The organism is Demequina mangrovi, assembly GCF_000759715.1.
GTDB classification, from domain to species: Bacteria; Actinomycetota; Actinomycetes; order Actinomycetales; family Demequinaceae; genus Demequina; species Demequina mangrovi.
In genome coordinates, this window is record NZ_BBLU01000018.1 from 13,668 (window position 1) to 34,186 (window position 20,519).

General features: G+C 73.4%; 20 protein-coding genes. 7 read left to right on the top strand and 13 right to left on the bottom strand.

Annotated elements, in window-relative coordinates:
• Positions 1 to 2 precede the first annotated feature (2 nt).
• Genes cydB through TR42_RS12755 form a run of 4 tightly spaced genes read left to right on the top strand, consistent with a single transcriptional unit; the run spans position 3 to position 5,893 of the window.
• A complete protein-coding gene (gene cydB / locus TR42_RS12740; protein WP_042216507.1) occupies positions 3 to 1,025 on the top strand; it encodes a cytochrome d ubiquinol oxidase subunit II in 1,023 nt (340 codons plus the stop codon).
• An 8-nt stretch (positions 1,026 to 1,033) separates the two neighbouring features.
• On the top strand, positions 1,034 to 2,626 hold the full coding sequence (locus tag TR42_RS12745; RefSeq protein WP_042216509.1) for an ABC transporter ATP-binding protein/permease: 1,593 nt from the start codon (positions 1,034 to 1,036) through the stop codon (positions 2,624 to 2,626).
• A complete protein-coding gene (cydC, locus tag TR42_RS12750) occupies positions 2,623 to 4,272 on the top strand; it encodes a thiol reductant ABC exporter subunit CydC (RefSeq protein ID WP_042216511.1) in 1,650 nt (549 codons plus the stop codon). The genes TR42_RS12745 and cydC overlap by 4 nt, the downstream gene beginning before the upstream one ends.
• Positions 4,265 to 5,893, top strand: coding sequence for a GAF domain-containing sensor histidine kinase (locus TR42_RS12755; RefSeq protein ID WP_074789124.1), 1,629 nt, complete (start codon positions 4,265 to 4,267; stop codon positions 5,891 to 5,893). The genes cydC and TR42_RS12755 overlap by 8 nt, the downstream gene beginning before the upstream one ends.
• A gap of 75 nt (positions 5,894 to 5,968) precedes the next feature.
• Here TR42_RS12755 and TR42_RS12760 read toward each other — a convergent pair whose 3' ends face one another.
• From TR42_RS12760 to TR42_RS12795, 8 genes are all read right to left on the bottom strand, one after another.
• Positions 5,969 to 6,586, bottom strand: coding sequence for a response regulator (locus TR42_RS12760; protein WP_042216584.1), 618 nt, complete (start codon positions 6,584 to 6,586; stop codon positions 5,969 to 5,971).
• A 21-nt stretch (positions 6,587 to 6,607) separates the two neighbouring features.
• Positions 6,608 to 7,537, bottom strand: a complete 930-nt coding sequence (gene mutM, locus TR42_RS12765) for a bifunctional DNA-formamidopyrimidine glycosylase/DNA-(apurinic or apyrimidinic site) lyase (RefSeq protein WP_042216513.1) — start codon at positions 7,535 to 7,537, stop codon at positions 6,608 to 6,610.
• Positions 7,538 to 7,567: 30 nt separating this feature from the next.
• On the bottom strand, positions 7,568 to 8,266 hold the full coding sequence (gene rnc, locus TR42_RS12770; RefSeq protein WP_042216515.1) for a ribonuclease III: 699 nt from the start codon (positions 8,264 to 8,266) through the stop codon (positions 7,568 to 7,570).
• A 30-nt stretch (positions 8,267 to 8,296) separates the two neighbouring features.
• Complete coding sequence (gene rpmF, locus TR42_RS12775; protein WP_042216516.1) at positions 8,297 to 8,491, bottom strand: 50S ribosomal protein L32; 195 nt, start codon at positions 8,489 to 8,491, stop codon at positions 8,297 to 8,299.
• Between the two features lie 2 nt (positions 8,492 to 8,493).
• Positions 8,494 to 8,898 (bottom strand): YceD family protein, encoded by a 405-nt coding sequence (locus tag TR42_RS12780; protein ID WP_342341825.1) that lies wholly within the window; start codon positions 8,896 to 8,898, stop codon positions 8,494 to 8,496.
• 538 nt (positions 8,899 to 9,436) lie between these two features.
• A complete protein-coding gene (coaD, locus tag TR42_RS12785; RefSeq protein WP_042216518.1) occupies positions 9,437 to 9,922 on the bottom strand; it encodes a pantetheine-phosphate adenylyltransferase in 486 nt (161 codons plus the stop codon).
• A complete protein-coding gene (gene rsmD / locus TR42_RS12790; protein ID WP_042216520.1) occupies positions 9,919 to 10,500 on the bottom strand; it encodes a 16S rRNA (guanine(966)-N(2))-methyltransferase RsmD in 582 nt (193 codons plus the stop codon). The genes coaD and rsmD overlap by 4 nt, the downstream gene beginning before the upstream one ends.
• Before the next feature lie 26 nt (positions 10,501 to 10,526).
• On the bottom strand, positions 10,527 to 11,771 hold the full coding sequence (locus tag TR42_RS12795) for an AGE family epimerase/isomerase (RefSeq protein ID WP_042216588.1): 1,245 nt from the start codon (positions 11,769 to 11,771) through the stop codon (positions 10,527 to 10,529).
• A 125-nt stretch (positions 11,772 to 11,896) separates the two neighbouring features.
• Here TR42_RS12795 and TR42_RS12800 point away from each other — a divergent pair, with 125 nt between their 5' ends.
• Positions 11,897 to 13,687 (top strand): cellulase family glycosylhydrolase, encoded by a 1,791-nt coding sequence (locus TR42_RS12800; RefSeq protein ID WP_081953397.1) that lies wholly within the window; start codon positions 11,897 to 11,899, stop codon positions 13,685 to 13,687.
• A gap of 95 nt (positions 13,688 to 13,782) precedes the next feature.
• Here TR42_RS12800 and TR42_RS12805 read toward each other — a convergent pair whose 3' ends face one another.
• Genes TR42_RS12805 through TR42_RS12815 form a run of 3 tightly spaced genes read right to left on the bottom strand, consistent with a single transcriptional unit; the run spans position 13,783 to position 18,077 of the window.
• Positions 13,783 to 14,328 carry a YpsA SLOG family protein gene (locus TR42_RS12805; RefSeq protein ID WP_052406110.1) on the bottom strand — a complete coding sequence of 182 codons (546 nt, stop codon included), beginning with the start codon at positions 14,326 to 14,328 and terminating at the stop codon, positions 13,783 to 13,785.
• A gap of 18 nt (positions 14,329 to 14,346) precedes the next feature.
• Positions 14,347 to 16,566 (bottom strand): ATP-dependent DNA helicase RecG, encoded by a 2,220-nt coding sequence (locus TR42_RS12810; protein WP_042216522.1) that lies wholly within the window; start codon positions 16,564 to 16,566, stop codon positions 14,347 to 14,349.
• Complete coding sequence (locus TR42_RS12815) at positions 16,563 to 18,077, bottom strand: DAK2 domain-containing protein (RefSeq protein ID WP_081953398.1); 1,515 nt, start codon at positions 18,075 to 18,077, stop codon at positions 16,563 to 16,565. Before TR42_RS12815 ends, TR42_RS12810 begins: the two co-directional genes overlap by 4 nt.
• 222 nt (positions 18,078 to 18,299) lie before the next feature.
• Here TR42_RS12815 and rpmB point away from each other — a divergent pair, with 222 nt between their 5' ends.
• Positions 18,300 to 18,491 carry a 50S ribosomal protein L28 gene (rpmB, locus tag TR42_RS12820; RefSeq protein WP_042216526.1) on the top strand — a complete coding sequence of 64 codons (192 nt, stop codon included), beginning with the start codon at positions 18,300 to 18,302 and terminating at the stop codon, positions 18,489 to 18,491.
• A gap of 140 nt (positions 18,492 to 18,631) precedes the next feature.
• Here the strand turns inward: rpmB and TR42_RS12825 are convergent, their stop codons facing one another.
• Both TR42_RS12825 and TR42_RS12830 read right to left on the bottom strand, forming a co-directional pair.
• Positions 18,632 to 19,099, bottom strand: coding sequence for a GNAT family N-acetyltransferase (locus tag TR42_RS12825; RefSeq protein WP_042216528.1), 468 nt, complete (start codon positions 19,097 to 19,099; stop codon positions 18,632 to 18,634).
• 77 nt (positions 19,100 to 19,176) lie between these two features.
• Positions 19,177 to 20,118: a thiamine-phosphate kinase gene (locus TR42_RS12830; RefSeq protein ID WP_042216530.1), complete on the bottom strand. Its 942-nt coding sequence runs from the start codon at positions 20,116 to 20,118 to the stop codon at positions 19,177 to 19,179.
• Positions 20,119 to 20,187: 69 nt separating this feature from the next.
• Here TR42_RS12830 and TR42_RS12835 point away from each other — a divergent pair, with 69 nt between their 5' ends.
• On the top strand, positions 20,188 to 20,514 hold the full coding sequence (locus TR42_RS12835) for a TfoX/Sxy family protein (RefSeq protein WP_042216532.1): 327 nt from the start codon (positions 20,188 to 20,190) through the stop codon (positions 20,512 to 20,514).
• The last annotated feature ends 5 nt before the right edge of the window (positions 20,515 to 20,519 follow it).

The window sequence follows — 20,519 nt, forward strand, 5'->3', positions numbered from 1 at the left end:
TCATGGAACTCGCTGAATTCTGGTTCATCCTCATCGCGGTCCTGTGGACCGGCTACCTGGTCCTCGAGGGCTTCGACTTCGGCGTCGGCATGCTCATGCCGATCATCGGACGCTCGAACAAGGGCCGCCGCGTGGTCCTCAACACCATCGGCCCCGTGTGGGACGGCAACGAGGTGTGGCTGCTCACCGCGGGCGGCGCGACCTTCGCGGCCTTCCCCGAGTGGTACGCGACGATGTTCTCCGGCTTCTACCTGCCGCTCCTGCTCATCCTGGTCGCGCTCATCGTGCGCGCCGTCGCGATCGAGTACCGCGGCAAGATCAACGACCAGACCTGGCGCACGCGCTGGGACTGGGTGATCATCGGCTCCGCCTGGGTCCCGGCGATCCTCTGGGGCGTCGCGTTCGCGAACCTGGTCCGCGGCGTCAACCTCGACGCCGACCACCAGTACGCGGGCAACTTCTTCGACCTGCTCCACCCGTTCGCCCTCCTCGGCGGCCTGGTGACGCTCACGCTGTTCCTGTCGCACGGCGCGATCTTCCTCGCGCTCAAGACGGACGGCGAGATCCGTGAGCGCGCCGAGGCCTTCGCCCGCAAGGCGTCGCTCGTCACCGTCGCGGTCGCCGGCGTGTGGGCCGTGTGGGCGCAGCTCGCCTACTCGCGCAACACGTGGACCTGGGCCGCCGTCGCGGTCGCCGCGGTCGCGCTGGTCGGCGCGTGGTTCTCGACCCTCAAGGGCCGCTTCGGCTGGGCGTTCATCGCGGACTGCGTCGGCATCGTCGGCGCCGTGGTGCTGATCTTCGGCGCGATGTTCCCCAACGTCATGCCGGCGCTCGACCCCGCCAACTCGCTCACCATCGACAACGCGTCGTCGACCGACTACACGCTCACCGTGATGACGTGGGTCGCCGTGATCATGACGCCCGTGGTGCTCGCCTACCAGGCCTGGACCTACTGGGTGTTCCGCAAGCGCCTGTCGCTCGAGAACATCCCCGAGCACAACGAGCTGACCTTCTCGAAGGGCTGACCCTCTCGATGAAGCCACTCGATCCGAGGCTCATCAGTCGGATCGGCCCGGCCCGCCGTTACATCCTCGTGACGGCGGGCTTGGGCTTTCTGACGGCCCTCCTCATCCTCGCCCAGGCGCTGCTGCTCGCGCGGCTGCTCACCCCGGTGCTCTCCCCCGTCGAGCTCGCCGACGACGGTCTTCACTGGTGGGGGCGCCTGGTCCCCGAGGGCGCCCGCACGCTCGCCACCGGGCTCGCGTGGCTCGCGACGGTGGTGCTCGCCCGCACCGCCGTCTCGTGGCTCCAGGAGCGTCTCGCGCATCGCGCAGGCGTGCGCGTGATCTCGCAGCTGCGCGAGATGGTGGTCGACCACGTCGCCTCGCGCGGCCCGCGCTGGGACGCCGGCGGGCGCACCGCGCAGGTCGCGACGCTCGTGACCCGGGGCCTCGACGATCTGCTCCCCTACTTCGTGCGCTACCTCCCGCAGCTCGCGCTCGCGCTCACCGTGACGCCCGTGATGATCGTGGTGGTGCTCGGCCTCGACTGGCTCTCCGCCGTCATCGTCGTCGCGACGCTGCCGCTGGTGCCGATCTTCATGATCCTCGTGGGGCTGGTCACCCAGGAGCGCTCCGAGCGCCATCTCGAGGCGATGCAGCGCCTCGGAGCACGCACCCTCGACCTCATCGAGGGGCTGCCCACGCTCAAGGCGCTGGGCCGCGAGCAGGGCCCGGCGGCGCGCGTCCGCGAGTTGGGCGACGCGCAGCGGCGGGCGACGATGGGCTCGCTCCGCGTCGCGTTCCTGTCCGGCATGGTGCTCGAGCTCCTCACCACGCTCGCCGTCGCGATCGTCGCGGTGACGATGGGCTTCCGCCTGGTCGCAGGAGGGATCGGCATCGAGACCGCCCTCGCGGTCATCGTCCTCGCCCCGGAGGTCTACCTCCCGCTCCGCAACGTCGGCATGCACTTCCACGCGTCCGCGGACGGCCTCGCCGCCGCCGACGCCGCGTTCACGCTGCTCGACGAGCCCGACGCCGTGCCCGCGCGCGCCTCGCTCGGCGCGGCCCCCGACCCCCGCGGCCGCGCGATCGAGGTCGTCGGCCTCTCCGTCGCGACTCCCGACGGCGCTCGGCTCGCGCCCGCGGATCTGTCCTTCACCGCGGCGCCCGGCGTGCTCACCGTGCTGCGCGGACCCAACGGCGAGGGGAAGTCCACCGCGCTGCTGGCGCTCACCGGCCTGCTCGCGCCGTCCGCCGGCACGGTCGCGGTCGGCGACGCTCCGGTGCTCTCGGCCGAGGCCGCGGTCGACGAGGCGTCGTGGCTCGCCCACGTCGCCTGGGTGCCGCAGCGCCCTGACCTCGGTCCCGCCGGGCGCACGCTGTCGCTCGGGCAGCGGCAGCGTCAGGCGCTGTCCCGTGCCTTCGACTCGGGCCGCCCCGTGGTGCTGCTCGACGAGCCCACCGCGCACCTGGACCGCGCCTCGCGCGCCGAGATCGTCGCCTCGATGCGCGCGCTCGCCGACGCCGGCGCCACCGTCGTGGTCGCGACCCACGAGGACGACGTTCTCGCGGCGGCCGACGCCGTCGTCGAGGTCACCGCGGCCCGGACGGAGGCGCGCGCATGAGCACGCCTCCGCTCTCCGACCTCGCGGTGCTGCGCGCCGCGATCCGCGACACAGGCGTCTCGCGCTGGGCGGTCGTCCGTGCCGTCCTCGCGGGCACCATGGCGCTCGGCTCCGCGGTGGGCCTCGCCGCCGTGGCCGCCTGGCTCATCGCGAAGGCCGCGCAGATGCCCTCCCCCGCCGACATCGCGCTCGCCGCGACCATCGTGCGCTTCTTCGGCATCTCGCGCGGGCTGTTCCGGTACCTCGAGCGCCTCGCGAGCCACGACGCCGCGCTCCGCGGCGTGGTGACGCTGCGCGAGCGCGCCTACGAGCGTCTCGCCCGCTCCGACGCCCGCGTGATCCTCGGCCTGAGGCGCGGCGACATCGTCGCCCGCATGGGCGCCGATCTCGACGCGATCGGCGACGCGATCGTGCGCGCGGTCATCCCGCTCGCCGTCGCCGTGACGGTCTCCGCGATCTCGGTCGGGATCGTCGCCGCGATCCTTCCCGTCGCGGGCGCCGTGCTCGCGCTGTGCCTGCTCCTCGCGGGCATCGTCCCGGCCGTGCTCACCGCCCGGTCGGCGCGCATCGCCGCGGACGTCGGCACGCGTGCGCGCGCCGAGGTCTCCGCCGCGGCGCTGTCCGCGATGGACGGCGCGACCGAGCATCGGGTGTGGGGCACGCGCGGCGAGGCCGCGTCAGCCCTCGCCACGGCCGATGCCGACGCCGAGCACGCGCACGAGCTCGCCGCCCGCCCGGCGGCCTGGGCCGCGGGCGCGCAGGCGCTCTTCTCCGGTGTCGCGCTGGTGGCGCTCGTCGCGCTGGGTGTCCTCGCGGTCCAGGCCGGCGACCTGAGCGGCCCGCTGGCCGCGGTGGTGGCGCTGCTGCCGCTCGCGGCCTTCGAGGCCGTCGGCGCGGTGCCTCCCGCGGTGCAGCAGCACTTCCGCTCCGCCGCGGCCGCACGACGCCTCGCGGAGCTCACGGCGGGCTCCGACGCCGACGCCCGCGTCGACGCCCCGGTCCCGACGCCCGCCGCATCGTCCCTCGTCCTCGACGGGCTCAGCGTCGCGTGGCCGGGCATGACCCCGACCCCCCCGGTGACCGCGACCGTCGCGCCTGGCGAGGTGCTCGCCGTCGTGGGACGCTCGGGCGTGGGCAAGACGACGCTGCTGGCGACCATCGCGGGCGCCCTGACGCCCGCGAGCGGCACCGTCACGGTGGGCGGCGCCCCGGCCTCCCCGGCCCTCACCGGCGATGTGGTCGCGATGACGGCCGAGGACGCGCACGTGTTCGGCACCACCGTGCTCGAGAACCTGCGCGTCGCCCGCGGCGACGTCGACGAGGCCGAGGCGTGGGACGCGCTGACCCTCGTCGGGGTCGACGGCTGGGTGCGCGGGCTTCCCGACGGGATCGACACCGAGCTCGGCTCCGGGGGGCGCACCGTCTCGGGCGGCGAGCGCCGGCGCCTGCTGCTCGCGCGCACGAGCCTCGTGCCCGCCCCGGTGGTGCTCATCGACGAGCCGGCCGAGCATCTCGACGACGCGGGCGCCGACGCGCTGCGCGCGATGGTGGCACGAATGCGGGGCGAGGGCCGTACGGTTGTCCTCGTCACCCACGACCTCTCGCTCCTCGACCTGGCAGATTCGGTGGTGACTCTCGATGACTGACCCGTCCCCCCAGAAGGAGTCCCGCTTGTCGGACGCGATGACCGACGCGATCGTGTCGCTCAACCTCGAGCTCGATCTCGATCACACGCTCGACATGCTGCTCACGGCTCTCGTCGCGCACACCGGCGCGAAGTTCGCCGCGATCAACGTGCTCGACGACGAGGGCATCAGCGTCGACTTCCACTACACGGGCATGCCCGAGGGCGTGTGGGAGCACATCAGGCGCGCCCCGAACGCCGTCGGCGTGCTCGGCCAGATCCCCGACGAGGGGACCCTGGTGCTCGCGGATCTCACGCAGCACCAGGCGTTCCAGGGGATGCCCAAGCACCACCCGCCGATGGGCTCGTTCCTCGGCACCGCGCTGCGGGTGCGCGGCAGCGTGTTCGGCTACCTCTACCTCGCGAGCAAGCCCGGCGAGTTCACGGCCGACGACGAGGCCGCCGTCGAGGCCCTCGCCGCAGCGGCCTCGGTCGCGATCGACAACGCGGTGCTCTACGAGAAGGCGCTGGCGCGCGAGCGCTGGCTCACCGCGTCGCAGGACATCACCACCGCGCTGCTCGCCGACCCGGGCGACGAGGAGGTCTTCGAGACCATCGTCCGCTCCGCCAAGGACCTCGCGGGCGCGGTCAACGTCGCGCTCGTGCTCCCGGGCATCGACGAGACGTGGACCATGGAGATCACCGCCGGCCCGCGCGCGGACGAGCTCCTCGGGCTCGAGCTGCCGCAGGAGGGGCGCGCCATCGAGGCGATCCGCTCGGGCGAGGGCGTCATCGCGACCGAGCCTCCCGGATCCATCGTCCTCGAGGCGGTGCAGGAGTTCGGCCCGACCATGTACGCGCCGCTGTCCGCCGAGCATCGTCCCGTGGGCCTGCTCATGCTGTGGCGCGACCGCGGCATGCCGTCGTTCTCGTTCGAGGACCTCGAGATCGCGCAGCGCTTCGCGACGCAGGCCGCGATGGCGCTGTCCGTCGCGGAGCTGTCCCACGTCAAGCAGAAGACGACCCTGCTCGAGGAGCGTCAGCGTCTCGCGGACGACCTCCACGACTTCGTGTCGCAGGAGCTGTTCGCGACCGCGATGCAGATCGAGTCGATCTCCTCGGACACCGAGCCGCAGGTGTCCGCGCGGCTGCTGCGCACGCTCGATCACGTCAAGCGCGCGCAGCGCGAGGTGCGCGGCGTCATGAGCTCGCTCGCGGGCCACCGCACCTCGGAGCCGATCTCCGAGCGCATCCGGCGCGAGATCGTCATGGGCACCGACTCGCTGGGCTTCGCGCCGCGCGTGCAGGTCGACTGGGCGCAGGTCTCGCACGCCATCGCGGGCGACCCGTCGCTCTCGGACGACGTGGTCGCCGTGGTGCGCGAGCTGCTGTCGAACGTCGCGCGCCACGCGCAGGCCACGTCCGTCTACATGGGCATCTCCGGCGAGGACGGGCGCGTGGCCGTCACGGTCTCCGACGACGGCATCGGCCCCGGCGGCGCCACCAACCGCCACTCCGGCACGTCGAACCTCGCCAACCGAGCCCTGCGGCGCAACGGCACGTTCACGCTCGCGCCGTCGCGTCCCGGATCGGCGCGCACCGGCACCGTGGCGGAATGGAACGTGGAGGCGGCAGGGCGGTAGCCGCCGGACGTCAGCCCCCGGACATGACGAAGGGCGCCGGCCTCGGCCGGCGCCCTTCGTTCGTCCTGGAGCGGCTCAGCCGCGGAAGGAGTGCGCGCGCTTGGCGGTCGCCCACGCGACCACCTGGGTGCGGCGCTGCAGGCCCATCTTCGCGAGCACGCTGGTGACGTGGTTCTTCACGGTCTTCTCGGCGATGCCGAGCTTCTCCGCGATCTCGCGGTTGGCGAGCCCCGCGCCCACGAGGTCGAGCACGCGACGCTCCATGGGGGTGAGGCGGGCGATGACGTCGTCCTCGTGCACGCTGATGTGCTGGCCGTGCTCGCGGCCGCTCGCGGCGTCGCGGACGGCCTTGAGGACCTCGTGCGAGTCGGCGGTCTTCGCGAGGAACACGTCGGCGCCGGCGTTGCGGGCCGCGGCGCGCGCCTCGTCGTCGTCGTAGCTGGTGAGCACCACGACGTGGGTCTCGGGCAGCTTCGCACGCACGTGGGCGATCACGTCGAGACCGGTGCCGTCGGGCAGGCGCAGGTCGGACAGGATCACCTGCGGCCGCACCGCCTCCGCACGGCGGACGGCCTGTGCGACCGTCGAGGCCTCGGCGACCACGGCGATGCCGTCGGCCCGCTCGAGGATGTCGCAGATGCCACGGCGCACGACCTCGTGGTCGTCGAGAACCAGCACGGTGATGTCAGACATGCCGATCATGATATCGCGGTCCTAGGACCCGGGACCCTTGCGACGCGCGCTCCATCGACGCTGGCAGCGTGCGCACCAGTGCGTGGCCCTTCCGCCCACGGTCGCGCGGCGCAGCGGCGCGCCGCACCGGGAGCACGGCTCGCCGGCGCGCCCGTAGGCCTCGAGAGAGCGCTCGAAGTAGCCCGACTCGCCGTTGACGTTGACGTAGAGCGCGTCGAAGGACGTCCCTCCCTGGGCCAACGCGCGGGCCATGACCTCGCGCGCCGCCCCGAGCAGCGCCCGCGCGGACGATGCGGTGACCGCGTGCGCGGGACGCTCCGGATGGATCCGTGCGTGCCACAGCGCCTCGTCCGCGTAGATGTTGCCGACGCCGCTCACGACGGTCTGGTCGAGCAGCACCTGCTTGATCCCGCGCGAGCCGCGCCGGAGGGCTCGGCTCGCGGCGACGTCGTCCAGCTGCGGGTCGAGCGCGTCGCGCCCGATGTGGGCGACCGAGGCGGGCAGCAGCGGGAGCGGCGTGCCCTCTCCCCCGGGCCCGCCGTCGGGCGTCGGGACCAGGGGCTCGACGTGGAGGTAGCCGAACGTGCGCTGATCGAGGAAGTCGAGGGTGAGGTCGGGCTCGGCGAGGGCGAGCCGTGCGCGGCAGTGACGATGCGGCTCCGGCGCGTCCACGTGGACGCGGAACTGGCCCGACATGCCCAGGTGGGCCGAGAGCGCGAGGAGGGGCGCATCGTCCCCCGGCTCGGGAGCGAGCTCCGCCCAGAGGAACTTGCCGCGGCGCACCAGACGCGACAGCGTCAGCCCCTCGACCTCCGACGCGAACTCCGCGGGGCCGCCGGGGAGCAGCCGCACGCACGAGTCGCGGCGGATGTCGACGCCCGCGATGCGCGCGCCAGCGACGAGGCTCGCGAGACCGCGGCGGACGGTCTCGACCTCGGGAAGCTCAGGCACGGCCGGGCTCGTTGCGGGGACGCGCTCGCGTCAGTCGACCGTGGTGAGGGCCGCGTACGCCTCGGCGGCGGCGTCCTGCTCGGCGTGCTTCTTGGCGGTGCCGGTGCCGGAGCCCTTGGGCTCGCCGGCGATGATCACGGTCGCGGTGAAGAGGCGCGCGTGGTCGGGGCCCTCGCCGGTGACCTGGTAGACGGGGCTGCCCAGGCCGCGCTCGGCGCAGGCCTCCTGCAGCGACGTCTTCCAGTCGAGCGCGACGCCGGACGTCGCGGCTGCCGCGAGGCTGGGCCCGAGGAGACGGAGGATGACCTCACGCACCACGTCGGTGCCGTGGGTGAGGTAGATCGCGCCGAGGATCGCCTCGAACGCGTCGCAGAGGATCGAGTCCTTGTCGTTGCCTCCGGTGGCGCGCTCGCCCTTGCCCAGCAGGATGCAGGGGCCCAGGCCGATCTCGCGCGCGACGACCGCGAGGGCCCGCTGCGAGACGCAGGCGGCCCGCATCTTCGCGAGCTCGCCCTCGGGGAGGTCGGGGTGGGCGTGGTACAGGCGGTCGGTGACGACGACGCCCAGGACCGAGTCGCCCAGGAACTCGAGACGCTCGTTCGTCGGGAGGCCTCCGGCCTCGTACGCGAACGAGCGGTGGGTGAGCGCGAGCACCAGCAGGTCGGGGTCCACATGGACACCCAACCTGCTGATCAGGGCGTCAGCTGACTGCTGCCCCGGAATGCTCATACGCTCGCGTCACGCCACCAGGCGCGGGTCTCAGCCCGCGTGCTCGGTGCGCAGCGCCTCGACGTACTGGCGCCCGTTGTAGGCACCGCACGACGGGCACGCGGTGTGCTGCAGCTTGTCTGCCTTGCACTGGGGGCACGTCGAAAGGTTGGCAGCGGTCGTCTTCCACTGCGAGCGACGTGCACGCGTGTTGCTGCGCGACATCTTGCGCTTCGGAACAGCCACGGCTAACTCTCTTTCTCGTCGGTAAAACTCTGGAGTGCGGCCCACCTCGGGTCCAGCACCTCATGCGCGTGATCCGGGTCGTCCGCGAGCCGTGCACCGCATTGGTCGCACAGCCCCGGGCAGTCCGGGTCACACAGCGGCGTGAACGGGAGGCTCGTCACCACCGCGTCCCTCACCACCTCCTCGAGCTCGAGGTTCTCACCATCGAACTCGAAGACGTCCTCTGAGCCCTCCTCCTCGCCAGCGGCGCGCGAGTCGGGGTACTCGAACAGTCCCTGCACCGGCGCGGCGATCTCCTGCCGCACCTCGTCCAGACAACGTCCGCACTCCCCGATCGCCGTCCCGTTGACGGTTCCGGAGACCCAGATGCCCTCCTGCACGGATTCGAGGCTCAGGTCGAGCCTCACCTCCGCACCCTCGGGCACACCGATCAGATCGGTGCCGAGGACCGCGGGGGCCGGGAAGGCCTCGGAGACAAGCCTCTGCGCACCCGGGCGCCGCACGATGTCTCGAACAGAGAAGGTGTACGGCGAGGGAGCAGGGCGTGAAGTGTGAGCCACACGCGCCTCCTGGTCGTTCCGGTCCGCGGGGACCTCGGCCCGCACCTGTCGGCAGGGCCAGCCCACAACTGTACGCGATGTGGGCGGTTTCGGCCAACTCCTGCGAGCGGGCCGGGGACCATTCTCGCATGCGCGCGAGGTCGCGGCCTGCGCCATGGTCCCGCCTCCCGCCTGGCGCCCGCACGGAAGCGGCCCGCCGTCTCGCTCGAATGGGGCATGTGCGGTCGGTTCCGGGCTCCGCGTGCGCCCTGTGGGGCGTTCTGCGTCGGTGCCGCGACGGGTGCCGACCCGAGCTCGACTGAGGATGCCCCTTGGCGCGCACGAGGACGCCCGAACCGACCGTCAGCGCCCCATTCCGCGCGGGAGGGGGCAGGGAGCGGGCGGCTCAGGCGCGCTCGGCGGCCAGCGCCGCGGCGACCGCGTCAACCACACCATCGGGCACGTAGCGGCCGATCTGACCGCCGTGGCGCGCGACGTCCCTCACGAGCGACGAGGCCACGTGGCTGAGCGCGTTGTCGCCCGTGATGAACACCGTCTCGATGCCCGACAGCGTGCGGTTCATGAGCGCCATCGGCCGCTCGTAGTCGTAGTCCGCGCCGCCGCGCAGTCCCTTGACGATGACCCCGGCGCCGATGCTCCTGCAGTAGTCCACGAGGAGGCCGTCGACCGCGACCACCTCGACGCCCTCGAGCGGCTCGACGGCGCGTCGCGCCAGGTCGACGCGGGTGTCGAGGTCGAGCAGCGGCGTCTTGGTGGAGTTGTGCGCGACCGCGATCACCACCTTCGAGAACATCGACCGGGCGCGCGTCGCGATGTCGACATGCCCCCACGTCATCGGGTCGAAGGATCCAGGGAAGACTGCGGTGGTCATGCCTCGACGCTACCGCCGTCGGGGTCCGGGTCCAACCGCATCGCGTAGTGGATCGCCGTCTCGCCGTACGCCTTGGATGCGACGCCCTCGAGCGTGCGCGGCCACGGCGCCTCGCCCGCACGGGTCGACCATTCGAGCACCATGACGCCGTCGGGAGCGAGCCGCTGCGCCGCGGACTCGAGCACCGCCGTGAGGTCCTCGCGCGGGATGTCGTAGGGCGGGTCGAGCAGGATCACGTCGAACGCGTCGCCCGGCCGCGACAGGAACGGGCGGACGCGCTCCTTCACCACCGTCGCCGAGGCCGCTCCGCCGAGGTCGCGGACGTTGCCGCGCAGCACGCTGACGGCGCGCGCATCGGCCTCCACGAGGGTCGCGTGCGCGGCACCCCGGCTCACGGCCTCGAGGCCCAGCGCGCCGGAGCCGGCGAAGAGGTCGAGCACGCGGGCGCCGCGCAGGTGATCGCCGTGGTCGAGCCGGCTGAACACCGCCTCGCGCACCCTGTCCGTGGTGGGCCGGGTGCCGCGGGGCGGCACGGCCAGTCGGCGCCCGCCCCAGGCGCCCGCGATGATCCTCGTCACGCCCCCCAGCCTAGGGGGCGGCCCGCTCAGGCCTCGATGCGCCTCAGCACCTCGAGGCACGCGCGCGCGTTGTGATACGGGCACTTCCAGGGACCCATCTTGAGGTCGCCGGTCCCTCCCGACAGCGGACGGTTGCCCGCGTCCAGGCGGGCATGCCACTCGCCGTTCTCGCGGTCGACCACGTGCTGCTCGATGAAGTCCCACGCGCGGATCGCCGCGAGCCGGTCCTCGGCGCGGCCCGCGAGCTGGAACGCGTTGAGCCACCCCACCACGCCCTCGGCCTGCGGCCACCAGTGGCGGTCGAGGTCGGTCGGTCCGTCGGGGGTACCGGCGTACAGCACCGCGCCGTCGGGCGCGACGCCGTGCGCGCGCACCGACTCCGCGAGCGCGAGCGCCGCCTGCCGCGTGCGCCACTCGAGGTCGGCATCGTCGACGCCGTGCGCCGCGAGCGCCTCCCAGGCGTCCCACAGCAGCCACGACGTCTCGATGTCGTGACCGTAGGAGACGCCGTCGGAGCTCCGCTGCCACGACTCGTCGAAGTACAGCGCGCAGTGGGTGAACGGCGCGTCGACCACGATGCAGTCGAGCGTGGTGCGCAGCAGCGTCTCGAGCGACTCGCGCACGGCGAGGTCCGCCGACGCCCGCAGCAGCTCGGTGAGCGCCTCGAGCACGTGGAGGTTGGTGTTCATCGACTTCGGCACGTCGGGGTCGAGCTCCGACAGCGCCGTGCACTCGGTGGGCGACCAGTCCCGGGCACGCGCCTCGACGTAGCCGCCGAACTCGCGATCACGGGCCGCGGCGTCGAGCGTCCCCGCGAGCCAGATGGCCCGGTCGAGCGCATCCTGGTCGCCGGTCACGCGCGCCCAGCACGCGAGCGCGTAGACGGTGAACGCCTGCGCGTAGACCTGCTTGCGGTTGTCGAGAACCGCACCGTCCCCGTCGAGCGACCAGTAGACCCCGCCGTGCTGCGGGTCCCACATGGGCCCGGTCAGCTGGTCGAGGGCGCGTCGCCCGACCGTGAGGAGGCGTTCCCGATCGGAGCCGAGCACCTCGGCGGCCGCGGCGAAGGTCCAGAGGATCCGGGCGGCGAGCACCGCATGGCGCGGGAGGTCGTCGAGGTAGTCGAGATCGTCGCTCACGCCCCCGCGCAGGGTCCCGTCGTCGGCGAAGGCATGAGCCTCCCAGAACGGCAGGATCCCCTCCGACAGCTCGCGGCGGGCGAGGTCGCGCAGGGCGGACAGCTGACGATCGGCGCTGATGGCTTCCGTCATGAGCAGCACTGTAAACGCTCTCACACGGGACTTCGGCACGCGGTGACGGGCGCGCCCTCACCGATACCGCCGAGGCACGATGCCACGATGGCCCCGACATCTGACGAGGACCAGGAGGTTCGTGCGTGGACGTGAGGGCGATGCTGTCCCGGATGCCCGGATGGGCGTGGTTCGTCGCGGGAGCGGTGGTGGCGGCGCTGATCGCGGTCATCGTCGCGGCCGCGACGGGCGCCGACGGCGAGCCGGCCGCGGCCTCGGCGTCCCCCTCGGCCTCGGCCGCGACCCCGAGCGCCACGGCCTCCACCGGCGCCGAGGTCGCGCAGACCACCGCGGCGTGCACGGCCACCGCCGCCGTCACCGGCACCTGGGAGGGCGGCTTCCAGGCGGAGGTCACCGTCGCGGCCGAGGCCGACCTCGACGACTGGACGGTGTCGCTCGACCTCGACGACGCCGCGGTCACCGGGTCCTGGAGCTCGACCCTCGAGGTGGGCGCGTCCGGGACGGTCGAGGTGGGACCCGTCGACTACAACGCGGCGATCGCGGCCGGGCAGAGCGTCGGATTCGGGTTCACGGCTGACGGCGAGGCCCCGGAGGCCATCGGCGCGGCGTGCGCGACCGATGCGGTGGTCGCCCCCGCTCCCGCCGCATCGTCCACCGCCGAGGCTCCCGCGCGCGACGTGCCGGCCGCGGCCGGCGGTGACGGCGACGACTGGCTGCGCGCCGACGGCGCGAGCATCGTCGACCTCAACGGCGACGAGGTGTGGCTCACGGGAGCCAACTGGTTCGGCTTCAACACCTCGGCGCGCGTGCTCCACGGCCTGTGGACCGTCGACATGGAGCCGGTGCTCGACCAGGTCGCGGCGCGCGGCATCAACGTGCTGCGCGTGCCGATCTCCACCGAGCTGCTCCTCGAGTGGAAGGCCGGGCGCGCCGAGGTCTCCGGCAGCGTCAACCAGGCGGGAGCGCAGTCCGGCCTCGACACCCTCGAGGTCTTCGACGCGTTCCTCGCGGCGTGCAAGGAGCGCGGCGTCAAGGTGATCCTCGACGTGCACTCCGCGCTCGCCGACGATGCGGGGCACCTCTCCCCCGTCTGGTTCGCGGGCGACGTGACCTCCACCGACTTCGTCGAGGGGTGGACGTGGGTCGCGAAGCGCTACCGCGACGACGACACCATCGTCGCCTTCGACCTCCAGAACGAGCCGCACGGCAAGGCGAGCGAGAACCCGCGGGCGTCGTGGGGCGGCGGCGCCGCCGACACCGACTGGAAGGCCGTGGCCGAGGACCTCGCACTGCGGATCCTCGACATCCACCCGAACGTGCTCGTCATGGTCGAGGGCATCGAGACGTACCCGAAGGACGGATCGAGCTGGTCGTCGACCGACGCCGGCGACTACGACACGACGTGGTGGGGCGGGAACCTCCGCGGCGTGGCCGATGCGCCGGTGGACCTGGGCGACTACCAGGACCGCCTGGTCTACTCGCCTCACGAGTACGGGCCGCTGGTCTACGAGCAGCCCTGGTTCCAGTCCTCGTTCTCGAAGGCGAGCCTCGAGCACGACGTGTGGGAGCCGAACTGGCTCTACCTCGACTCCGACGGCATCGCGCCGCTGCTCATCGGCGAATGGGGCGGACGCCTCGGGCAGGACGAGCGCCAGGACCGGTGGATGACCGCGGTGCGCGACCTCATCGTCGAACGCCGCCTCAGCCACACCTTCTGGTGCGTGAACCCGAACTCCGGCGACACGGGCGGGCTGCTGCTCGACGACTGGACCACCTGGGACGAGGAGAAGTACGCGCTGCTCGAGCCCGCGCTGTGGCAGGACGACGAGGGGCGCTTCGTGTCGCTCGACCACGAGGTCCCGCTCCCCGGCGGCATCACGGTGACCGAGTTCTACGAGGCCGGCGGCAGCCTGTAGCCCCTGCCCTCCGCCCGTCCGCCCGTCCGCCCCGAAATGGGGCGCTCACGGTCGCTTCCCGGCATCGGCGGCGTGCCATGGGGCGGTGGCGGTCGCTACCGCGCGAAGGGGGCGAGGATCTCGCGCAGCAGCGAGGTCGCCGCGGCCTGGATCCCCGGCGCCTCGGACTCGCGCGGCCCCGCGAAGTCGAGCGTCGGCGGAGCGCCCTCTGCCTCACGGAGCGCGTGCACCAGCACCTGCCGCGCGGCCCCCACCAGCCACAGCGGCCGCTCGACGTCGATCGGGAGATGGTGCAGCGGCCGGCCCTCCTGGATCGCGCACCGCCGCGTCTCGTCCGTCCCCGGCGACGCGGCTCCGGCGACGTCGATCACCAGCACCGCATCGGCCTCCCGCACGTTGAGCAGGGTCCGCGCGGTCGGGTCCGTCGAGACCGTCGGGGTGAGGTCCGGGTAGAGCGCGAGCACCCCGGGCGGCCCGGGGAGATCCTCGGCCCAGCCTCCCGCCGGGCACCAGCCGCCGTACGGGATGCCGAGCGCGACCGCGACCTCAAGCGCGGCGCGGTCCACGCCGCTCTGCCCGCCGGTGACGATGCGCAGGCCGCGTGCGACGTCGCGCCGTCGCACGCGATGAGGCATCCGCATACCAGCGACGTTAGGCCGTCAGGAGCGGGTGAGGAAGTCCTCGCGCTCGGGATCGAGCAGGTCCGCGATCGCGTCGGCGAGCGCGGGATGGGACGCCAGCGCCGGGTCCTCGCCGACCAGCGCCGACGCCTCGTCGCGCGCCTCCTCGATCACCTTCGCGTCCCGCACGACCCGCAGCAGCCGCAGGGAGTTGCGGCCGCCCGACTGCGCGGCGCCGAGCACGTCGCCCTCGCGGCGCAGCTCGAGGTCCTTCTCGGCGAGCTCGAAGCCGTCGGCGGTGGCCGCGAGCGCGGACAGCCGCTCGTGCGCGACGGTGCCGGCCTCGGCATGCGAGACCAGCAGGCAGATGCTCGGCTTGTCGCCACGGCCCACGCGACCGCGCAGCTGATGTAGCTGCGAGATGCCGAAGTGCTGCGCGTCGAGGATCACCATCGCCGTCGCCTCGGGCACGTCCACGCCCACCTCGATCACCGTGGTCGCGACCAGCACCGGCGCCTCGCCCGACGCGAACAGCGACATCGCCGCGTCCTTCTCCTCGGGCGCGAGGCGGCCGTGCATGACGTTGACGCCGATGCCCGCGAGCGCCGCGGTCCCCCGCAGCAGCTCGGCGACCTCGAGGACCGCGGCGAGCGGCGGCCGTTCCGGTCCGGACTCGTCCTCGTCGGGCTCGAGCGCGTCGAGCGGGACGTCCTCCTGCTCCTCCTCGGAGTCGCCGTCGATGCGGGGGCAGACGATGTACGCGCGCCCGCCGCGGTCGACCTCCTCGCGCACGCGCACCCACAGCCGTTCGACCCAGGCCGCGTTGCCCGCGGGCACGAGGTGCGTCACGGTCTCCTGCCGCCCGGCCGGGCGATCGCTCAGCACCGAGGTCTCGAGGTCGCCGAACACCGTCATCGCGACGGTGCGCGGGATGGGCGTGGCCGTCATCACGAGCGTGTGGGGCACGGTCGCGGCCCGCGCGCGCAGCGCGTCGCGCTGCTCGACGCCGAAGCGGTGCTGCTCGTCCACCACCACGAGCCCAAGATCCGCGAACTGCACCGTGTCGCTCAGCAGCGCGTGCGTGCCGACGACGATGCCGGCCGCCCCGGAGGCCGCCTCCGCCAGCGCCGCGCGCCTCTCGCGCGATCCCTGCGAACCGGTGAGCAGGACCACGCGCGTCGCATCGTCCGCCGCGGTGAGCATGCCGCCGTCCGCGAGCGGACCCAGCAGCGCGCGCAGCGAGCGCGCATGCTGCGCCGCGAGCACCTCGGTGGGCGCGAGGAGCGCCGCCTGTCCCCCGGCGTCGACCACCTGGAGCATGGCCCGCAGGGCGACCACCGTCTTGCCCGCGCCCACGTCGCCCTGGAGCAGCCGGAGCATCGGCGTCTCGCGTGCGAGGTCCGCCGCGATCACCTCCCCCACCGACGCCTGCCCGGCGGTGAGCGCGTACGGGAGCCGCGCGTCGAGCGCGGCGACCAGCCCACCCGAGCGCGCCGGACGCGCGGTGGCGGCGAGCGCGTCGTGATCCGCGCGCCTCCGGGCGAGCGCAGTCTGGAGCACCAGCGCCTCCTCGAACCGCAGGCGCTCGCGGCCGCGGCGGTGGTCGGCCTCGTTCTCGGGGACGTGCACCAGGCGCAGCGCCTCGAGCAGCGTGGGAAGCCCGCGACGCTCGCGCAGGTCGACCGGGAGCGGGTCGGGGACGTCCGCCTCGGTGAGCGGGTCGAGCACCGCGCGCACCGCGCGGCCGATGCGCCACGTGGGGACGCTCGCGGCCGCGGGATAGATGGGGATGGGCCGGGAGGCCTCGGCCAGCGCGGCGTCCTCGTCCGCCGCGTCGACGCCCACGAGTACGTAGTCGGGGTGCGTGAGCTGCCGGCGGCCGCGGTAGTCGCCGACGGTCCCGGTGAAGAGCCCGCGCCGGCCCGGTCGGAGCTTGTCCTCATGCATGCGGAGCACGCCCGCGCGCTTGGCGAAGAACGTGAGCTGGAGGCTGTCGCGCCCGTCGGTGACGATCGCCTCGAGCATCGCGCCGCCGCGCGAGCGCATCTGGCGGACGGTCGCCGTGCGGACCTCCGCCATCACGGTGACGTGCTCGCCCGCGCGGAGCTCCGCGAGCGGCGTGAACTCCCCCGGCGCGCCGTAGCGGCGCGGGTAGTGGCGGAGCAGGTCGCCGGTGGTCGTCAGGCCCAGCTTCTCGAGCGAGCCCGCGGTGCGCGCGCCGAGGACCTTCGCGAGGGGCTCGTCGAGGCGCCCCGTCATGCGGGCGACCGCTCGACGCCGATGAGGATCGGCGGCCACTCCTGGCCTCCGCGGTAGACCGCGACCTCGGCCCCCGGTGCGCGCGACTCCACGGAGACGCGCGCCTCGTCCGCGACCGCGGGGGCGACGCCGCGCGCGAGCACGAGCGTCACCACGTCGGTGTCGCCGTCGATCAGCGCGTCGAGATCCTCGTCGAGCGCGTCGCCCGTGCTCTCCCCCACGAGCGTCGACTCCACCGCGTCCCGCATCAGGCGGGCGACGTCCTCGCCGGGGGTCGCGAGCGCCGAGGCGGCGACGGCGGCGATGACGTGGGCCTCGTGGCGCGCGTCGATGACGGTGAGGTCGGGCTTGCCGCGCTTGTCGGCGAGACGGTGGGCCGCCGCCAGCAGCGCCGCATCGCCGGCGACGACGATCGCCTCCGCGCCCGAGGCGTCGCGCACGGCGCGCCGCAGGTCGCGTCCCCGCAGCGCGCCGGGATCGGGCACCACGAGCACCACGGCGCCGGCGTCCGCGAGCGGCTCGGCGAGCCCTGGGCACGTGGTGAGCGCGACGACTCCGGTGGCCGCGCGGTCGTGGACCACGCTCATCGCGATGGACCGCACCACGATCTGATGGGCGTCGACCTCCTCCGCGATCGCGACGGCCTCGGCCGGGTGGTCGGTGTGGACGTGCGCGTGAAGGAGGCCGAGCCCGGACGTCACGGTCACGGAGTCCCCGACCTCGCCGAGCCTCGTCACCATGCCGGCGCGCGAGTCCTCGTCCCGGTCGGCCACGAACATCACCTCGTACGCGCCGCCGTGCTCCTCGCCGTGCCCGACGTGACCGGGCCGCGTGACCTGGCGACGATGCCCCGGGACGCCCCACGCGACCTCGGGATGGTCGGCGAGCGCCTCGGCGCCCGCGATCGCCTCCGCGAGCATGTCGAGCTGGAGGACCAGCGCGGCGGCCCCCGCATCGACCACGCCGGCGTCGCGCGCGCTCGGCAGCTGATCGGTGGTGCGGCGCAGGCCCTCGCGGGCCCCGTCCACCGCAGCGACGATGGTCTCCTCGCGCGTGCCGCCGCCCTCGGCGACCGCGGTCGAGGCGCGCGCCGCGGCGCGCGCGACGGTGAGGATGGTGCCCTCGACGGGGGTGCCGACCGCGGCGTACGCGGCCTCCGACGAGCGCGACAGCGCCTCCGCGATGCCCGCGGCGTCGATGCTCTCAAGCCCGCCCTTCGCGTCGACCACGCGCAGCAGCGCGGAGAGGTACTGGCTCACGATCACCCCGGAGTTGCCCCGCGCGCCCATGAGCGCGCCGCGCGCGAAGGCGGCGGCGACGTCGCGGTGCGAGGCGTCGGCGGGCAGGCGCGCGATGGCGCGGTTGCCCTCCTGCAGGGTGAGGTACACGTTGGTGCCGGTGTCGGCATCGGCCACCGGGAAGACGTTGATCGCGTCGAGGTGCCCGCGCGAGCGGCGGACGGCGTCCAATCCGGACCCGAGCCAGCGGCGCAGGGCGTGCGCTTCGCTCACGGGTCACCTCCGAAACAGGACGGCGCGGGGTCGCCGCTCGCGTACTATCGTGGCACGGCCCACCGACGCCGCGGACATCACCCCCGGTACGCGCCGCGCTCGTCGTCGGGTTTGCCGCAATCACCGTTCTTCGGTTAACCTATTGCGGTTGCCCGAGCACCCGGGCCCCCAAAGCTTTGCGGATCGGACCCCCGAACCGCGCCAGAAACTAGGAGAACTATCGTGGCTGCTACCTGCGACGTCTGCGCCAAGGGACCGTCCTTCGGTCACAGCATCTCGCACTCGCACCGCCGCACCAAGCGTCGCTGGAACCCGAACATCCAGCGCGTGCGTGCCGTGGTCGCGGGTACCCCCAAGCGACTCAACGTGTGCACCTCGTGCCTCAAGGCCGGCAAGGTCCAGCGCGCCATCTGATGGATCCGCGCCTCGGCGCGGTTCGGCGCGGCTGATCGCCGCCTTCACCCGAGACGGACGTCCTCATCGCGAGGGCGTCCGTTTTCGTGTACCCGGGCACCATCCGCGCTCGAGACACCTTCCGCCTCACGCGCGCAGAGTCACAGCTGCTTGCGCATCTTCACCGTCGTGATCTCGTACCCCAGGGACTCGTACAGTCCACGCGCGGACGTGTTGCGACCGAACACGCTCAGGCCGAGCGTGCGCGCGCCCGACTCTCGGGCACGGTCCTCAGCGAGCCGCATCGCCTCTCGCCCGAAACCCCTGCCTCGGTGCTCGGGGTCGACGACGATGTCCCAGACCCACCACGCAGCATCATCATCCGAGATGTCGCTGCCGATCCAGAGGTACCCGACGGTGCCGTCCGCGTCGTGCACGAGGTCGAACACGGCGTTGTCCGCGGTCGCGGCCCCGGCGGGGAACGCCCGTTCGAGCGAGACCCAGGCATGCCGATCGGCAGCATCCGGCGCCTCACCGGACGCGATCAGATCCGCCCTGTACTCGGCGTGGCACCGCTCCCGCCACGCGGGGAAGCGCTGTGCGTCCAGAAGGACGAGAGTGATCGGCATCCGGCCAGTCTGACAGCCGCCTCGCCGCCCCAGGCCCTCGTGCAGCCGGATGTCGCCGACCGGCTGACCGACCGCTCCTAGCCCCCGAAGTGGTCCCAGCCGAACGTGTCCGGCACCTCGCCGTCGACGCGGACGCCGGTGAACGCGTCGGTCGTCGCGCCGATCACCGTCCACCCGGCCGGCACCGCCGACTCGCGCGGGAGCACCGCCAGCATGTGGTGGTCCTCGCCCCCGGTGAGCGCCCAGGGCATCGGGTCGACCTGCAGCTCGATCGCGGCGAAGCGCGCGCCCTCGTGCAGCGGCACGTCCTCCGCGCGGATGTCGATCCCCACCTCGGACAGCCGCGCGATCCGGCTCGCGTCGCGCAGCAGCCCGTCCGAGATGTCCATGAGCGCGGTCGCGCCGTGGAGCGCAGCCTCGAGGCCCGCGCCGATGCGCGGCCGGGGCCGCAGGAACAGCCCGATGGTCTCCTCGTCGATCCGCCTGCCCTCGGTGAGCTGGATGTAGCCCGCCGCCGCGGCCCCGAGGGGTCCGGACACCGCGACCACCTGGCCCGGGAGCGCATCGGCCCGCGTCACGGGCTCGGTGCCATGGGTCTCCCCCATCACGGTGACGCAGATCGAGATCTCGTTCGCGCCGGACAGGTCTCCGCCCACGACGCCGACGCCGTGCGGCTCGCACGCCTCGCGCAGCCCGTCGGCGAAGCGCATGACCCAGTCGGCGTCCAGCGAGGCCGGCGCGGCCAGCGTGATCTGCAGAGCCGTGGGCACCGCGCCCATCGCGTCGATGTCGGCGAGGTTCTGCATCGCGGCGCGCCAGCCGACGTCCTCGGGCGTGGACCACTCGAGCCGGAAGTGACGGTCCTGGATGAGCACGTCCGAGGAGACCACCAGGTCCCCGTCGACCGCGAGCACCGCCGCATCGTCGCCGGGGCCGAGGATCTCGGCGTCGGACACGGGCAGCCGCGGGGCGAAGGCCGCGATAAGCGCGTCCTCCCCCATCTCACCGATCGTCGTCATGGGTCAAGGCTACGGGCGACGGCACCCTGCGCCGTGCGCGGAGCCGGACGATGCGCGACGATCGACCCCATGAGGATGCCTCGCCCGAGCGACGCCCAGAAGGAGGCGTTCCGCGCCCTCGTGCCCGAGGCCGGCGACGTCGAGGTGCGGCCGATGTTCGGCCAGCTCGCCGCCTTCGTCGCCGGGAACATGTTCATGGCGCTGTACGGCGACCAGGTCACGTTCAAGCTCGATGAGACGAGCCTGGCCGCGGCGCATGCACGCCCGGACGCGGGGCCCTTCGCGCCCGCCGGACGGACGATGCGCGCGTACGTCGCGCTCCCGCTCGACGCCCCGGGCCTCGACGGGCTCGCGACGCAGGCGCTGGCCTACGTCGCGAGCCTGCCGCCGAAGTGAGCCGG

Coding starts and splice junctions, on each gene's coding strand:
- cydB (WP_042216507.1), top strand. CDS start 3: ATGGAACTCGCTGAATTCTGGTTCATCCTCATCGCGGTCCTGTGGACC.
- TR42_RS12745 (WP_042216509.1), top strand. CDS start 1,034: ATGAAGCCACTCGATCCGAGGCTCATCAGTCGGATCGGCCCGGCCCGC.
- cydC (WP_042216511.1), top strand. CDS start 2,623: ATGAGCACGCCTCCGCTCTCCGACCTCGCGGTGCTGCGCGCCGCGATC.
- TR42_RS12755 (WP_074789124.1), top strand. CDS start 4,265: ATGACTGACCCGTCCCCCCAGAAGGAGTCCCGCTTGTCGGACGCGATG.
- TR42_RS12760 (WP_042216584.1), bottom strand. CDS start 6,586: ATGTCTGACATCACCGTGCTGGTTCTCGACGACCACGAGGTCGTGCGC.
- rnc (WP_042216515.1), bottom strand. CDS start 8,266: ATGAGCATTCCGGGGCAGCAGTCAGCTGACGCCCTGATCAGCAGGTTG.
- coaD (WP_042216518.1), bottom strand. CDS start 9,922: ATGACCACCGCAGTCTTCCCTGGATCCTTCGACCCGATGACGTGGGGG.
- TR42_RS12795 (WP_042216588.1), bottom strand. CDS start 11,771: ATGACGGAAGCCATCAGCGCCGATCGTCAGCTGTCCGCCCTGCGCGAC.
- TR42_RS12805 (WP_052406110.1), bottom strand. CDS start 14,328: ATGCGGATGCCTCATCGCGTGCGACGGCGCGACGTCGCACGCGGCCTG.
- TR42_RS12810 (WP_042216522.1), bottom strand. CDS start 16,566: ATGACGGGGCGCCTCGACGAGCCCCTCGCGAAGGTCCTCGGCGCGCGC.
- TR42_RS12825 (WP_042216528.1), bottom strand. CDS start 19,099: ATGCCGATCACTCTCGTCCTTCTGGACGCACAGCGCTTCCCCGCGTGG.
- TR42_RS12830 (WP_042216530.1), bottom strand. CDS start 20,118: ATGACGACGATCGGTGAGATGGGGGAGGACGCGCTTATCGCGGCCTTC.
- TR42_RS12835 (WP_042216532.1), top strand. CDS start 20,188: ATGAGGATGCCTCGCCCGAGCGACGCCCAGAAGGAGGCGTTCCGCGCC.